The organism is Salegentibacter sp. UBA1130, assembly GCF_002311535.1.
In the GTDB taxonomy this organism is placed as follows: domain Bacteria; phylum Bacteroidota; class Bacteroidia; order Flavobacteriales; family Flavobacteriaceae; genus Salegentibacter; species Salegentibacter agarivorans.
Genome location: NZ_DCAP01000004.1, coordinates 72,827 through 88,320, shown reverse-complemented (window position 1 = coordinate 88,320; position 15,494 = coordinate 72,827). Strand labels below are relative to the sequence as shown.

Here is a 15,494-nt window from a genome sequence, read left to right as displayed (position 1 = left end):
CATTATAACCCAAATTAATTGCGGTTATAATTTGATTAATGATAAAAGTTTCAGATAACCTCGGAAACTTCCATATTTTAAATACTACGGTTTTCAATGTAAATATTTTAGTAAAATTCTTTGTTTTAATGGTATTCCGGCCTTTAAAAATTCAAAGTTTTCACGAATTACTTCAGGGTATTTTTCCTTTAATTTTCGATAAAGAACTCTTTTCGCCTGCTTAATATATGGATGGTTTTTTTGATTGATATTTTTCTCAATCAGTTGCCACGACTCAACTACCTTATTCGCTTTATTTACCGAATCAAATACGCTTATGCTATCTGATTCACCTATTCTATAAAAAACCTCACTTTCTACAAAAATTACTTTATGGACTTCCATTAAAATACGACTAAAAAACTCTCCGTCTTGGTTAATTTCCAGGTCCTCATTCCATCCCCCAACTTTTTCCACTAAAAACCTGGGAGTTAGATAAACATGTAATGGAAAATACTCTTCAAATTTGCCAAAACACAATAACAAATCATTTCCAAATGAGAAATTTTGATAGGTCTTTATATTTTCTCTCACTTTCAAATCTTTATTCACTAACTTAAAATAGCCAAATTTACAGGTTGCAATGGTGGTTTCACTTTCATCCCTTAGCGCTTCTAATTGTGTGTGAATTTTATCATTGCACATTATATCATCTGAATCTAACCACTGTATATACTCACCCTTACTTATTTGAAATCCATAGTTTCTGCAAGCATTAGCTCCTTTTATGCTATTCTCTGGTCGTCGATAAAAATTAATGCGAACATCTTTTTCTGTGTAGAATTCCATTAATTCATCAATGTAATCAGTAGAACCGTCATCCACTACTATACATTCCCAATTATTATAAGTTTGGTTCAATAAAGAATTCAAGGTTTCCCCGATGAAATTATATCGATTAAAAACAGGTATGATAACGGATACTAACACTCTTATTATTTGGGTATAAAAAGTAAATATCTTATAAATAATGTAATCCTGGGTTCTTATTTATATTTCTACTTAATATAATTTCAGATTCAATTTTCTCTAATAAAGCTAATTCATTCTTAGCTATTTTAAACTTTTTTGATTTTATCTTTAATAAATTGATTGACATCGATTTACGAAGACGCTTTTTGTGCGTTTCAAGCTCATGGAGATTATCAATGTTTATATTAGCATATTTAGTTTTATAAAATTTTTCCTGGCTTAAAAAAAACTCTTTTTTTCTCCCCCTTTGCTCCCTATCATGAATAACATAAATATTAGAGGCAACTCCTATTTTAAAACTATGATATAAAACTCTTTGGCAATAATTATCATCCTCGCCATACAGAAAAAAAATAGGATCAAATCCCCCTACCATTTCCAAACACCTTCGGGATAGCATCCAACACGCTGCATTCACAAATGGAACTGCATAAACATCATTAATTTGATTCTTTAATATTAAATCTCTTATAAACGCAGGTGCATTTGAAAAATTTACATATTCAGCAAATCCCTTATCCAATTGATTGCCGGACGAGTCTAAGTGAATAGGACTAATTACACCAAAAGAAGGATATTTATTTTGAAGTTCAAACAAGCTATTAATCGCTTTTGGATTAATATATGCATCCTGATTTAAAAGTAAAAAATTGGTGCTACCAATTTTTAATGCTTCATGAATACCAATATTATTAGCTTTCCCAAACCCTAAATTCTCTTGTTGAGCCAATAATATTATTCTTGGATACTGATTTTTTAAAAACTGAACAGTGTTATCGCTGGAATTATTATCTACTACAATAACCCGAAAATTTTTTAAGCTACTTAAACATTTTTCTATCCAGGGCATAGAATTGTATGTGACAATAATTATGCATAGGCTATCCAATTCATTATTATCCATATTTATTTCTATTTCTGTTTATTTAAATATCCCCCCCCAAATGGCATAAAACCAAAGAATGTTTTGAAAAAAATATCAAGAACCACTTTTTTGCTTTTTAAAATTTCTAAAAATTCCTTTTTTAAATATTTTTCTCTATCTGCTATTTCGGTAAAAGGGCCATAAAGGTTGACAAAAAAATCAGCGTGCTTAATACTTAAATATTTCACTAATTTCCTTCTCTCATAAGGATTCATGTTTTTATTTCTAGAATTCTCCTTAATTCTGTAATAAAAACCTACAAAATTAAGACGTTTAACCTTCCCGCCATTTTTCAAAATACCTATCCAATGATCCCAATCTTCTAGACCCTCTTTCATATTTTCATCATAACCTCCAATTTTTTCGGAATCGCTTTTTCTAAATAAAGCAGTACAAAAAATCATATTTTTTTTACCTAAATTAGGAAGTGAGAATTCTGGTAAGATTAACGGTCCAGTTTCAATACCAAATTTTTCGGCCTTACAATAAACTATCTTCAGCTTATTATCATTTTCAAAACACTCAACAGCGGCTCTTAAATAATTTGAATCTATTACATCATCTGCATCTAATGGTAAAATAAAATCACCTCTTGATAACTTTATCCCATTATTTCTTGCATTACTAACACCTTTATTTTTCTGAAAAAAATATCTAAATCTATTATCATTCATCAAATAGAATGATGCAACTTTTTGAGTATCATCTGGACTTCCATCGTTAATTATAATACATTCCCAATCATTATAGGTCTGATTTTTTACAGACTCTAATGCATCCGCCAGGTAATCTGCTTGATTATAACACGGGATTATAATTGACACCAAGGGATTCTTCATACCTCTCTTTGATTTTTAAGACTTTTTAATATTAAAACTTTAATATTAAAATAAATCCAGTGATGAATATTTTTTACACCCTTTGATCTTTCTAATTTACCTAAGTAGTATTGATAACTAAAATATTCAAATTCACTATCCGAAAAATTATGAACTTTAAAATTTTTAATTCTTCTCCTTTTAAAAGCTTTCTTACTAGCATAAAAATGCCAATCCCACGCTTTTAATTTATTTTCTCCCTGGGAAATACCCTCATCATGTAATCTGTATTTATATAAAACTTTGTTTAAAAATTTATGTAAACCCTGTTCTTCGAGTTTATAATATAAATCCTGGTCTACGGCTCTTTTCATGAAGGGGTCAATGCCGGGCGTTTTAAAATAATTATCTCTCTTAAAAGTGGCAAAATGTGTCATAGCACCTTTCCTATAAGTGAGATATGACTTGTTTAATGGTATTTCACTTCCATGTGAATCTTTTTCTATTGTGTTGAAATCACCATCCACAGTCATGTATTTTGAGGTTATAATTGATGCATCTCCATTTTCCTTATGCTCTTTAACCATTATACTTAGGGCTTCAGGCATAAGTGCATCATCAGGATCGAGAAAGGCTAAAATATTTCCATTTGAAAATTCAACACATTCCCTTTTGGTATACCCACAGCCTTTATTCCTTTTATTTAAAAATAATTTAAAGCGACCGTCATCTCCTATAGTGTCTTTAATAATTTTTAATGAATCATCAGTTGAAGCATCATCTACTATAATAACCTCCCAGTTATTATAAGTTTGCTCCATAATACTTTTATAACAATCTTTAAAAAAAACACCATTATTAAAATTGGCAATAAGTAATGAAAATAACATTGTTGCTGGTTTTTATAAAGAGATTGATTTTATTAATCTCTTTCGTATAAGATTTCCCCTTCCAGTTATTTTATAAATATGTAAATATAAAATCATATAAAAAGCTACCCAAATACGTTTTTGCCGTATCAATATTATGCAAACATTCATCAAAATTCTATGACTAGGAAGCTCTCGACTATTGATCTTAATCAATTTGTAGATGATATATTTTTCAGATGCAGTACCAGGCCGCAAGTTGGCAATATCTTTCCAAGTTTCATAATTTATATTATCGCTAGCTTTTTCTTTTTCAAATGTATTTAAAGATTGTACTTGAGATCTTATCGAATCTTCATGAACTCTCCTCCTGGTTAGATATTCATTAATTATATAGCAGCTATTTGAATAACAAGTAATTTTACAAAAGAAATTATATTCCTGGCTCGAAAACAATTCCTCGTTATATGTAGTTTTCGCACATAATTCTCTTTTTCCCATGAAATCATAGGTTAACCAATTTATCTTTTGAGTTATATAATTATAATTGGTTATTTTATACTCATCAAATAAATAATACACTTCATTATGGCTAATGATGTTATTTGGATTAGGATCACAAAAATTTTCCGATTTTGATATCACAAAATCCACATCATTTTCTTCTAGTGCTCTTACTTTAATTTTTAGAAAATCAGGTAGCATTAAGTCATCACTATCAAACCACTGAATGTATAATCCTTTACTTAATTCAAACCCATAATTCCTACAAGCATTTGCCCCTTTTCTTTTGTTTTTTGGTCGTTGGTGAAATTGAATCCTGGAATCACTTTCACAATAGAATTCCAATAACTCTTTGGTATAATCTGCAGAGCCGTCATCCACTACTATGCATTCCCAATTTTTATATGTTTGCACAAGAATAGAGTCAAGGGTTTGGCCGAGAAAGTGGGCACGGTTAAAAGTTGGGATAATTATGGAAACTAAAGCATTCAGTTTTGTGCGAATTTAAGTTGCAATATAAGAAACATGGCTGCCAACCTTGTCTGAGCCTATAAAATTTATCAATCTTTTTCTTTTAAACAAGAAAGTTAAATATTCTAAATAGAGGAAAGAATTCAAAGAGTTCTATATAAATCCAGTAATTTCTTGACTAAAACAGAAGAGTCATAATTTTTTTCAACAAATTCTCTTCCACGCTTCCCCATTTTCTCTCCCAGTTCCTTGCTAAGAATCAATTCTTCAATAGCATCTGCAAAACCACTTATATCATTTTCTTTTACAACAAATCCCGTTTCACCAGGGATTAGTCCATATTTCATTCCCCCGACGTCTGATACAACTACCGGGAGCCCCATAGCTTGGGCTTCCTGGATTACCAATCCCTGAGTTTCAGCCCTACCAGTTTGTGGATCATATATTCCAGGATGTAGAAGCACAGATGCATCTTCCATGCTATATTTAACTTCTAACTGATCTAAAGCACCACTAAAAAAGACATTTTTTTCAATATTCATTTGTTCTACCTTTTCTTTTAATTTTCCTTTACATTCCCCATCACCAATAATTTCTAATTCAACATCAAGAAAACCTCTCCTTTTTAATTCTGCAATAATTTCCAATAATAAAAATGGACCTTTTAATGGGATGAGTCTCCCACAAAAAAGAATTCTAAAATTATTCTTTAATTTATTTTCCCTTTGAAAAAGGAAAGGATCGAGTCCCACAGGTAAAATATTTATATTTTGTAAATGAGGTTTAACTTTTAAAAGAAGGTCTTTGGTATACGGTGTATTAACAGTAAAGGCATCAGCATGCTCAAAAATTTCTTTATATTGATGTTTATAATAAGATATTAAAGTAGGAGTTAAATCATAACCGTGGAAGGTAACAACAAACTTCACTCCTTTAAGAATCCCTTTCTCTTTTAAGTATGCAATAGGAATGCTGTTATCGCCAAAATGAGCGTGGACAATATCATATTTCTGCCCGGCCAAAAACCATTTACTGTTATAAAACAGATTTAAAAAAGTTTTCTTATTATATTGCTCAGACAATAAAGCATGTAAAAATGTTCTCCAATGGATATGGAAAAAATTTTTCTTTGCCCACAGCAATAGATCTTTAACTCTTCTTTTTTTTGAAGGCGGTATTTCTTCTTTATAAGTAACTCTATCTAATAAATGATATTTAGCAATATCAGGATGTAAATTAGTTAAATCACCTTTTCTGAAAGCGAAAATATCAACTTCATGATCTTCTTTCAACAAAGCCACTATTTGATTGACAATAAAAGTTTGTGATAAGGTCGGAAATCCTTTTACTATAAAGGCGATATTTATTTTTTTCTGAGCCTTCAATCCTTCATTTTTAATAATCTTTAATCTGATACTTTTCCGTAATTAAGCGAAAATTTATTAAATTTTTTTCAGAAAAATTATTTTTCCATGCATCTGCAATAGCTTTATTTGGGAGTAATCCAACTGGCTCCTTTATTCTGTCTAATTCATCTTTTTTTTTAAGGACATGCGAAGGAAATAAATTCTGAAAGTGATTATAAATTCTTAGATATTCATCGTGAGGTTGAGACAATAAATCCTCGTATTTAATTAAACAAACATTGGGATTATTATTTGCAAATTGTTTCCAGGATTTTACGTGTGTAGCCCAATGATCTAGTATAGTAAATTCTTCTAGTGCTTCATTAGCAGGGGAACCTGACCAATCAATTTTCATTTCCAAAAATTCATTGAAATCATATTCTTTTAATTCCTTATGAAGAAAATTTTCTGTTTTCCAAACTGAATAAGCTACTGCCCTCCCGTCCCGGTATATATATAATTTTGGTGAAATGTTTTTGTTCTCTTCCGGAAAGTAATGATTTCCAAACAATTTCCCATATGGATTTCCTTTGTGATTAATTTTTCTATCCGACCAATGGCCCCAAATTACCTCCTCAACTTCCAAATTCATTAAAGGATAGAAATTTTTCCCTAAAAAAGCCTCCAAAAAATGCGTACCTGATCTTGGGTGGGAATAAACCTTCAACAGGGGTTCAGTTTCCTTTATTTTTTTTTTCTGCCGGAAAAAATGGGAAATAATTTTCATGCCAAAGAAATAATTTCTAATTACGTTTCACTTATTTTTAAACCTTTATTCTGGGAATCGTCTTGTTTCAATTCGAAATTTTTAAATTCAGAGGACAGTAAAAATGGATGCCATATATCCTTTTCATGCAAAATCTGAAATGATAAAATATCATTTAAACGTAAAATCGGAGCCTTTAATTTTCCTTGTGAAACGTGGATACTAATAAAATAAATTCCTTTGGACAATTGCAAATTTCTGTGAGTAACAATAAATTTTATTTTATTATCTATAAGCGTTAAAGGTGAGCTTTCTTTATTCTCTTCTAAAATGGCTATTGGCCTTTGCTCTTTATCAAAAATATTAATGGTAAATTGTGGTACTGTGATACCCTTTTTAATTATAAATGCAAAATAAAGCTTTAAATCTCTTCCCCATTGAATTTGAGGGATATCTCCACTATTTTCATTTGTATCAAGAAGTTCAACTTTTTCCAGAATTATACTTCCGTCATCAAACATAATATTAGTTTCATTATTGGCAAATTGAGTATAATATAAATCAATTGCTTTTGCTACGTCATCCCCTTGGTAATTGACTTTTCCATTACTTAGCAAAATGATTTCACTACATAACCGGGAAACCTGTGGCATACTATGGGAGACAAAAATAATAGCTGTTTTTGGAAGTATTTCATCAATAGTTTTAAAACATTTTAATTTAAATCCCATGTCTCCAACGGCTAAAACCTCATCAATAATTAGAACGTCAGGTTCCATTTGGGCGGCTATGGCAAAACCAAGGCGTACCTTCATACCGCTGCTATAATTTTGTACGGGCATATCAATAAACTCGCGTATTTCAGCAAAATCTATGATCTCTTCGAGCTTATCATTTATCTCTTTACGGGTGAAGCCCAGGATAGCCCCATTATTAAAAACATTTTCTCTGCCGGTAAGAATGGGGTTAAACCCGGCTCCAAGTTCAATGAGGGCCCCTACGCGGCCTTTGACAGTTACTTTCCCGGCATCAGGATTTATAAGACCGTTAAGAATTTTAAGCAAAGTAGATTTCCCGGCTCCGTTATGACCAATTAGCCCCAAACATTCTCCACGGCGCAGTTCAAAAGAAATATCTTTAACTGCCCAAAACTCCTGGTCTCGCAAAAGGCGTTCTTCTTTGTTTCCTTTAACATTAGAAAATAGGTCTTTTACACCATACCAGAGACTGGTCTTAAGATCTTTACAAAACTTTTTAGAGAGTCCTTCTACCTTTACTAAAACTTCTTTTTGCTCCATATTTATGTCCGTTCTACAATAATAGGAATAGAAATTCTATACGCCAATAATGCCAGGAAGAAAAGAGGTACAGTAGCAGCCAACACTATAAAGTAGTAAGTAAGATATTCCGGGCTTGCTCCTGTAATAAGGTCTCTACTGGTAAGAATTATTGGAGTGAAAGGGTTAATTTCCATCACCGTACGCATGAGGCCCTCATCGGGTACGGCATAAACTACCGGAGTGATATACATTAAAAAACTAAAGCCCATTCCTACTATTTTTCCCACGTCCTTATACAACATGCTTATTGGGGTTAAGAATAATCCAATAGTTGTCCCAAACAATATTGCTCCTAAAATAACCAAGGGTAACAACAGGAGGCTCCAGTGAAATCCAATCCCAAAAAGAAAAACAAACACCAGTAGCAATATTATTTTAATGGAAGAATTGAATAACAACTTATAGATCCCTGAGATGATCAATGCTTCCTTGGGAAAGTTTATTTTGCTTAGTAACCCCCTTGCACTATTTGTACTGCTGGTAGGAGAATTTACAGCCTCTGTAATTATTGACCACAGCAAAGTACCCGTAAAGGCATAAACCGGGTAAGGTATTCCGGTATCAGTCACTCGAATAGTGCCAGACATGTTTAGAAATATCCATACCACCGCAGTAGCAAGCGGTGTAATAAAAGCCCAGATAATTCCCAAATAAGATTGTCTGTACTGTGCTTTAATATCCCTTTCTGCCAGCTGCCTGGCTAAAAACCGAGAGCTGTAAATATCCCCCAGGCTTTCTCTAAGCAAGTTGCCGGGACTTAGCTTATTTTCTTTTTGATATATACGGGTTTGCAAAGACATTATTTCAAATTATATTTCGTAATTAAAACTGAACTTCTACACCCAAATTTCATATTTAGAATGGACAACTCAAAAGTAAGTCACCTTGTATTTTTTGAACATCTACAGAAACAGGCAAGTTATCAACTTTGCTTATAACCTTAATTAATTCCTCTTTAGATTTATAACCGGAGATATACTCTCCTGTATATGGTCTTAAATTTACGGAAATTAGATAATCTTCAAACTTAACACCATCTCCATAAAGATTATTAGAGAATTTTACCCAAACTGCAGGTATTCCATATGCGTGGGCTACTATAAGTCCGTGTAAGGAAGAAGAAATAATTCTTTCACAACCCAATATCTCTTCTGTCGTCTTTTCAATATTCCGCGTAAGTAAATTAATAACTTTTATGCCTGGCTGATTTCTGTAGATACTTGAAACCAAATTATAATCTACATGATGTGGGATTATCCCGATTTCAAATTGCTTATCAACATCAGGCTTATAAAATTTAGGCAATAATAATGCAGGATCTCCATAAATTTTTGGGCAGGAATAACCTAACTCCAAGAGTCTTTCTCGGGTTAATGGTCCTCTCACCGCTCGAAAATCGGCATTAGCAATAGCGTGCTTCCTGTCAATAATCCCACTTCCCCAAACTATACTTTTCTCATCAGCATAATTAAGAATACTCCCAATTGCCAATAAATTTACCTTTAGATTTTTAGATTTTGGGCTATACCAATTTGTCCTCGTTTTAGTGATCTTCTCAATAATGTATTTGGAAAGTAAATCGCCATAATTTTCTTTCTCTTTCTCTCTAAGAATTAGTTTTTTAATATAGGTCTTTGATAAAACAGAAGGCTTTTTCCTAAACTTATCAATTGAATACCAAAATAGATTAATTTCGGGATTTTTTACCACATCGGAAGAATTTGGAATTTAATTTATGTTAGTCTTCAAAGGTAAGGAGATAATTTAAAAGGTAACACTTAGCTTTTTTCAAATATTTCTTATTCCTACAAGATTAAACCAGCAAAACCTCCTAACCCCTCAAGATTGGAAAACACAACTGAATCACTCTTTTTGTAATGACGAAAAGAAACAACCTTAAAAAAGATCCGTCATTGATGGAGGGACGACTGAAGCACTATGCTCAATCAAAAGATTATCACGATCCTTTATTTTCATAAGCCATATCTGCAAAACAGGGCTTTTTGACAAACCTTTAATTCCTTAAATTTAAAACTTAGCGAATTCTCCATAATGATGTTTTAAGTGGGATGTTACTAAAGACTATTGTTTACAGACTACCAACTACATTAAAATTATTCAAAATTCCGCATTGCTTTTTTCCACCAATGTTTTAATTTTCGTGTAGGATCAGATTTTTCTACATATCCTTTAGAATATCGGTTATATCCGTAACCGTAACCATAACCGTATCCATAACCATAACCGTATCCATAACCATATTTGGCGCGATGCACAAAGTGGTTTAATACAAAACTAATATTCTTAATTTCACCTTTGTGGTATTTCTCGTTTATCGATTCCAGCATCCCGCGTTTGGTATAATCCTGCCTTATGAGGTAAATCGTCGCATCGGCGTGTTTTACCAGGTTTAAAGCATCGGCAACCATCCCAATTGGGGGGGTATCCAGGATGATATAATCATATTTTTCTTTCAATTCCGCCATCAACTTATCCATTTGCTCATTAATAAGCAACTCTGAAGGATTCGGAGGCACCGGCCCGGCTGTGATCACGTCTAGGTACGGAATTTTACTCTGCTGAATAATTTCCTCGCTACTGGCCTGGTCTATCAGGTAATTCACCACGCCAAGATCATTGTTTAACTGGAAGTCATCAAAGATCTTAGGCTTTCTTAAATCAACACCCACCAGCACCGTTTTTCGTTCACTTAAAGCAAAAACAGTCGCTAAGTTCATCGCGCAGAAAGTTTTTCCTTCCCCTGAAACCGAAGAGGTAATCAACAAAGTTTTAGAGCCGGTGACTCCCTGTTTTTTATACATAAACTGAAGACTGGATCTTAATCCCCTAAATCCTTCTGAAATTGATGATTTTGGGTTGTTAAAGACTACCAGATTCGAGTCAGTTTTACTTTTTCCTATCATTCCTAAAATAGGTATCGGGGATAGTCGAGTTACTTCCTGCGCATTGTGGATATTGGTATTCAGGAAAACTAATAAGAATACAAATGTTAGTGGAATCACGCCACCAACCAACACTGCCATTACGTAATTAAGTTGGGTATTCGGACCAATTTGTCCGCCGCCTGTATCTTTAGCCGAATCGATCACCATCACATCGCTTACATTCGCGGCCTTAATAAGTCCCGCTTCGCTTCGCTTCTCGAGGAACATATTGTAGGATTTCTCGTTGAGACTATAACGGCGCTGAATTTTAAGCAAGTCCTGTTCCTCTTGCGGAAGTTTACTTATTTCAGATTCAAGCTGTGCAATTTGTCGGTTTATATCCCTTTGTTCATTCTGCAATAAACCTTTAGATGAACTGATATTTTCCAGCAAAATAGATTTAACCGAATTAATTTGCCGATCTATATCGTCAAAAACCGGGGAATCTTCTTTTAATGAATACTGGTAATTGCTCCTTTCTTCCGCCAGGGAAATAATTCGGGAAACCCCGCTGGCAATACTTCCTTCTGAAATCCCGGCTACAGATGGCGCGGGAACATTGGAATAATCATTTCTGGTTTCCAGGTAGCTTCTTAAAGTTTCATAGTAAGAAAGTTGCCGTCTTATATCTTCTTTCCTGAGGTCTAAGGTGGAAAGCCGATTGGAAAGTTGGGAACTTTCTGCAGAAATATCCATTATCGCGTTTTCATTCCTAAACTGGTTCAACTCTGCTTCTACCAGTTTTAATGCTTCAGATTGCACCGCTAAACTGGAATCTATAAACCGAATGGTTTTGGTGGCAAAAAGGTTTTTCCGCGCCAGCATATTTTCACTAAGTACACGAACAGTTCCATTGAGATAGTCTACAATCCGCTCCTTATTACCACCGGTTTGACTCATTTTCAGCACCGAGGAACCCTGGGATTCGGGCCCAACATTCACATTTCGGAATTTCTTTACCGCAGAATCAAAGTTCATAAAGCTAATAAAGAAAGGAGTGCCGGCCTGCAGAGGTTGTTCTACCCTAAGGATATTTCCACTAAAAAATGGAAGTCTCACCTGTTCGCCGGATTTATAATTTTTACTGAATTCTTTAGGATCTACCTCCCTGTAAGATTTCTCTTTGGTTTTATAATTCTGAAGGCTCAAACTTTTCGGCACATTCGCTTTTAAGTTATAAGTCGACGAATCTAAAAATGTAATTGTCATCGTAACATTTAAAGCTTGTGGCATAGTTGTATCGGCAACTACTCTAAAGGGCGTACTGCCATAGGCATCTATTCGTTGATATTCACCATCCTTTAAATATTGAGTATAAAACTGAAGTTCTTCTACCACCTCTTCGTTATGCGACCGCGATCGCAAGATGGTCATTGCTGTATTTACCTTATCTGAAGTTCCTCCCCAGTTAAAAGTTAAACTGGTATTGCTGGTAAAAAATGGATTCTGATCGTCTTTTATAGAAATAGAATTACCCAGATTATAAACCGGTAATTTCCTGACATTATTATAGTAGGCAACCGCCAAACTAATCCCTACCGAAAGTAAAATAAGCTTCCAGTAACTTATAACTTTTAGTACAAAACCTTTAAAATCGAAGGTTGAGCCAACATCTGATATGTGATCGTCTTCGTGCGCCATTTAAATCCTGCTAAATAATAAGATGGTTGTGGTTACAAAAGATAATATGGTAACTCCTGTTCTAAATATTTCCAAACCGGTGGTTCCCAATCCCAGCGCCTTTTGTGGCAAAGCATTTACCAAAATAAGATCGTTGGGTTGTATATAATAATATTCACTTTGGGTCGCGTCAATATCGGTTAGATCTATTTTATGAACTTCTTCGCCGTATGGATATTGCCTTATAATTTTTACATTTTCCATATCGCCATATTCAGAAATCCCCCCGGCATTCGCCACGGCTTCCATAATGGTCACTTTTTCTTTATAGATTACCTGGCTGCCTGTGCCTATTTCTCCAAGGGTGGTATATCGTATCCCTGCCAGCTTTACCGTTACAAAAAGATTAGCTTCCTCTTTAAAGTAATTTTCTAACAGCAGGTTTTCTATTTTCTCTCTTATTTCCTTTTCGGTGTAACCTAAAACATTTACTTCTCCCAGGGTAGGCACACGAATATTTCCGTGATCGTCTACCGTAAAACCATCAAAATAAACCCGCTCTTCGGTCGTGGCATTATTATTAGTTTCCCCCACGGGATTAAACATTCCCACTAGTTCCTGGTCCAGGGCTTTAACCCGAAAACTTAAAAGATCTCCGGTTTGAATGCGATATGGTTTTTTTAATTGCTGAATCCGGATAATACTATCCATTTCCCGGTCCTTACCCTGCAGGTAAGTTGTTTTTTTAGTAGAAATACAAGACGAGAAACTTAAAACTCCCGCCATTAAGATTAAAATGAGATAGTATCTTTTCAGCATATTTTGCTATTGATTCGGGATATCAAGATGATTTAAATCGACCAACGCCAATTTTCAAGGCCAGATTGCATCTTAATTTAGATAGTTTTAACAAATATAGTTTTTGTAGGCTAATAATAAAATTAAGTCGCAATTTTCCTTTTATTTTGCACAAAACTCAAGTCTGTGAATTATTTAAGTGTAGAGAATATTGCTAAAGCCTACGGGGAACGCGTGTTATTTGAAGATATTTCCTTCGGAATCAATGAAGGTCAGAAGGTAGGATTTATAGCTAAAAACGGAACCGGAAAAACTTCGCTTCTGGATATCCTGGCCGGTTTCGATGCGCCAGATGCCGGTAAAGTGGTGTACAGGAAAGATATTACTACTGCCTTTCTTCCGCAGGAACCCAATTTAGATCCGAATTTAACGGTAGAGGAAACTATATTTTCTTCAGATAATGAAATTCTGAATATTATAAACCGCTACGAAAAAGCGCTTAAAAATCCTGATGATGCTGAAGCTTATCAAAAGGCTTTTGAAGAAATGGACGCTGCGCAAGCCTGGGATTTTGAAACCCAGTACAAACAAATTCTGTTTAAACTAAAGCTAGACGATCTTTCAAAAGAGGTAAAACATCTTTCGGGCGGACAAAAAAAGCGACTTGCTCTTACCGTAATGTTACTCCAAAAACCAAACTTCATCATAATGGATGAGCCTACCAACCACCTGGATCTGGATATGATAGAGTGGCTGGAAGAATATTTCAAAAAAGAGAATTTCACCATTTTTATGGTTACTCACGACAGGTATTTCCTGGAGCGGGTTTGTAACGAGATCGTGGAGCTGGATCACGGCAATCTTTACACCTATAAAGGGAACTACGGCTATTACCTTGATAAGAAAGATGCAAGGATGGCTCAGGAGGCCACTAATACTGAAAAAGCCAAACAGCTTTACAAAAAAGAACTGGAATGGATGCGTCGCCAACCCAAAGCGCGTACCACGAAATCCAAATCCAGGATAGACGATTTCCAGGATATTAAAGACCGGGCTCATAAACGCCGCCAGGATCACGAGGTGCAGCTGGAGTTAAATATGGAACGCCTGGGAAGCAAAATTGTGGAACTTCATAATATCGGTAAGTCTTTCCAGGATAAACAACTTTTGGAAAACTTCAGCTACAATTTTAAACGGGGTGAACGCATTGGAATTATTGGAAAAAATGGAACCGGAAAATCCACTTTCCTAAATATTCTAACCGGAGGAATTAAACCCGATACCGGCAAAGTAGTTATTGGAGAAACCATAAAATTTGGTTACTACACTCAATCTGGAATTAATATTAAACCCGGGCAAAAAGTTATTGAAGTAATTCGGGAGTTTGGTGATTATATTCCTTTGAAAAAGGGTCGGCAAATTTCGGCTCAACAACTTTTAGAGCGCTTTTTATTCGACAGAAAAAAACAATACGATTTTGTTGAAAAATTAAGCGGTGGTGAGCGAAAACGACTTTACCTCTGTACAGTGCTTATTCAAAATCCCAATTTCCTTATTCTCGATGAACCTACAAACGATCTTGATATCGTTACGCTAAACGTCCTGGAAAGCTTTCTGCTAGATTTTCCGGGTTGTCTGTTAGTGGTCTCTCACGACAGGTATTTTATGGATAAGATCGTTGATCACCTTTTCGTGTTTCAGGGAAATGCTGAAGTCCAGGATTTCCCGGGGAATTATACCGATTATCGTGCGTATGAAGATAGTGCTACTATAGAAGCCAGGGAAGAAACTTCAGAAAACGATAATAATAAGAAAGACTGGAAAAAGACCAGTTCGGGAACCAAACTGAGCTATAACGAACAAAAAGAGTTTGGAAAACTGGAAAAAGAAATTGCAAAATTAGAGCAGAAAAAAGAGAAACTTCAGCAAAAATTCTTAGAAGATCTGGATCCCGATGAAATTAAAGAAAACTCAATAAAACTCCAGGAAATAGATGACGACATGGAAACCAAAACCGAACGATGGTTTGAGCTTGGTGCAAAGGCGGAGTAGATTCAGTTGTGAGTTGTGAGTTGTGAGTT

Annotated in this window: 13 protein-coding genes; 1 reads left to right on the top strand and 12 read right to left on the bottom strand. The window is 34.4% G+C overall.

Features of this window, described 5'->3' with window-relative positions; translation table 11 throughout:
* Positions 1-93: 93 nt before the first annotated feature.
* From B4F31_RS01205 to B4F31_RS01150, 12 genes are all read right to left on the bottom strand, one after another.
* Positions 94-969 carry a glycosyltransferase family 2 protein gene (locus B4F31_RS01205; protein WP_286760403.1) on the bottom strand — a complete coding sequence of 292 codons (876 nt, stop codon included), beginning with the start codon at positions 967-969 and terminating at the stop codon, positions 94-96.
* A gap of 31 nt (positions 970-1,000) precedes the next feature.
* A complete protein-coding gene (locus tag B4F31_RS01200; RefSeq protein ID WP_286760402.1) occupies positions 1,001-1,915 on the bottom strand; it encodes a glycosyltransferase family 2 protein in 915 nt (304 codons plus the stop codon).
* Positions 1,916-1,923: 8 nt separating this feature from the next.
* Positions 1,924-2,775 carry a glycosyltransferase family 2 protein gene (locus B4F31_RS01195; RefSeq protein ID WP_286760401.1) on the bottom strand — a complete coding sequence of 284 codons (852 nt, stop codon included), beginning with the start codon at positions 2,773-2,775 and terminating at the stop codon, positions 1,924-1,926.
* On the bottom strand, positions 2,772-3,644 hold the full coding sequence (locus B4F31_RS01190) for a glycosyltransferase family 2 protein (protein WP_286760400.1): 873 nt from the start codon (positions 3,642-3,644) through the stop codon (positions 2,772-2,774). Before B4F31_RS01190 ends, B4F31_RS01195 begins: the two co-directional genes overlap by 4 nt.
* 12 nt (positions 3,645-3,656) lie before the next feature.
* Positions 3,657-4,595, bottom strand: a complete 939-nt coding sequence (locus B4F31_RS01185) for a glycosyltransferase family 2 protein (RefSeq protein ID WP_286760445.1) — start codon at positions 4,593-4,595, stop codon at positions 3,657-3,659.
* Positions 4,596-4,741: 146 nt separating this feature from the next.
* Entirely contained in the window at positions 4,742-5,983 is a 1,242-nt protein-coding gene (locus tag B4F31_RS01180; RefSeq protein WP_286760399.1) for a glycosyltransferase, read from the bottom strand.
* A 10-nt stretch (positions 5,984-5,993) separates the two neighbouring features.
* Positions 5,994-6,515, bottom strand: a complete 522-nt coding sequence (locus tag B4F31_RS01175) for a sulfotransferase domain-containing protein (RefSeq protein WP_286760398.1) — start codon at positions 6,513-6,515, stop codon at positions 5,994-5,996.
* A gap of 236 nt (positions 6,516-6,751) precedes the next feature.
* Positions 6,752-8,008 (bottom strand): polysaccharide ABC transporter ATP-binding protein, encoded by a 1,257-nt coding sequence (locus B4F31_RS01170; RefSeq protein ID WP_286760397.1) that lies wholly within the window; start codon positions 8,006-8,008, stop codon positions 6,752-6,754.
* A 2-nt stretch (positions 8,009-8,010) separates the two neighbouring features.
* Positions 8,011-8,850, bottom strand: a complete 840-nt coding sequence (locus B4F31_RS01165; protein WP_286760396.1) for an ABC transporter permease — start codon at positions 8,848-8,850, stop codon at positions 8,011-8,013.
* A gap of 55 nt (positions 8,851-8,905) precedes the next feature.
* Entirely contained in the window at positions 8,906-9,760 is an 855-nt protein-coding gene (locus B4F31_RS01160) for a polysaccharide pyruvyl transferase family protein (RefSeq protein ID WP_286760395.1), read from the bottom strand.
* Between the two features lie 404 nt (positions 9,761-10,164).
* Positions 10,165-12,636: a polysaccharide biosynthesis tyrosine autokinase gene (locus tag B4F31_RS01155; protein ID WP_286760394.1), complete on the bottom strand. Its 2,472-nt coding sequence runs from the start codon at positions 12,634-12,636 to the stop codon at positions 10,165-10,167.
* Positions 12,637-13,434 carry a polysaccharide biosynthesis/export family protein gene (locus B4F31_RS01150; RefSeq protein WP_286760393.1) on the bottom strand — a complete coding sequence of 266 codons (798 nt, stop codon included), beginning with the start codon at positions 13,432-13,434 and terminating at the stop codon, positions 12,637-12,639.
* 165 nt (positions 13,435-13,599) lie between these two features.
* Here B4F31_RS01150 and B4F31_RS01145 point away from each other — a divergent pair, with 165 nt between their 5' ends.
* Positions 13,600-15,465, top strand: coding sequence for an ABC-F family ATP-binding cassette domain-containing protein (locus B4F31_RS01145; RefSeq protein ID WP_286760392.1), 1,866 nt, complete (start codon positions 13,600-13,602; stop codon positions 15,463-15,465).
* The last annotated feature ends 29 nt before the right edge of the window (positions 15,466-15,494 follow it).

Bases quoted from the DNA above. Each gene is read 5' to 3' on its own strand.
- B4F31_RS01200 (WP_286760402.1), bottom strand. From the start codon at position 1,915: ATGGATAATAATGAATTGGATAGCCTATGCATAATTATTGTCACATAC.
- B4F31_RS01195 (WP_286760401.1), bottom strand. From the start codon at position 2,775: ATGAAGAATCCCTTGGTGTCAATTATAATCCCGTGTTATAATCAAGCA.
- B4F31_RS01190 (WP_286760400.1), bottom strand. From the start codon at position 3,644: ATGTTATTTTCATTACTTATTGCCAATTTTAATAATGGTGTTTTTTTT.
- B4F31_RS01170 (WP_286760397.1), bottom strand. From the start codon at position 8,008: ATGGAGCAAAAAGAAGTTTTAGTAAAGGTAGAAGGACTCTCTAAAAAG.
- B4F31_RS01165 (WP_286760396.1), bottom strand. From the start codon at position 8,850: ATGTCTTTGCAAACCCGTATATATCAAAAAGAAAATAAGCTAAGTCCC.
- B4F31_RS01155 (WP_286760394.1), bottom strand. From the start codon at position 12,636: ATGGCGCACGAAGACGATCACATATCAGATGTTGGCTCAACCTTCGAT.
- B4F31_RS01150 (WP_286760393.1), bottom strand. From the start codon at position 13,434: ATGCTGAAAAGATACTATCTCATTTTAATCTTAATGGCGGGAGTTTTA.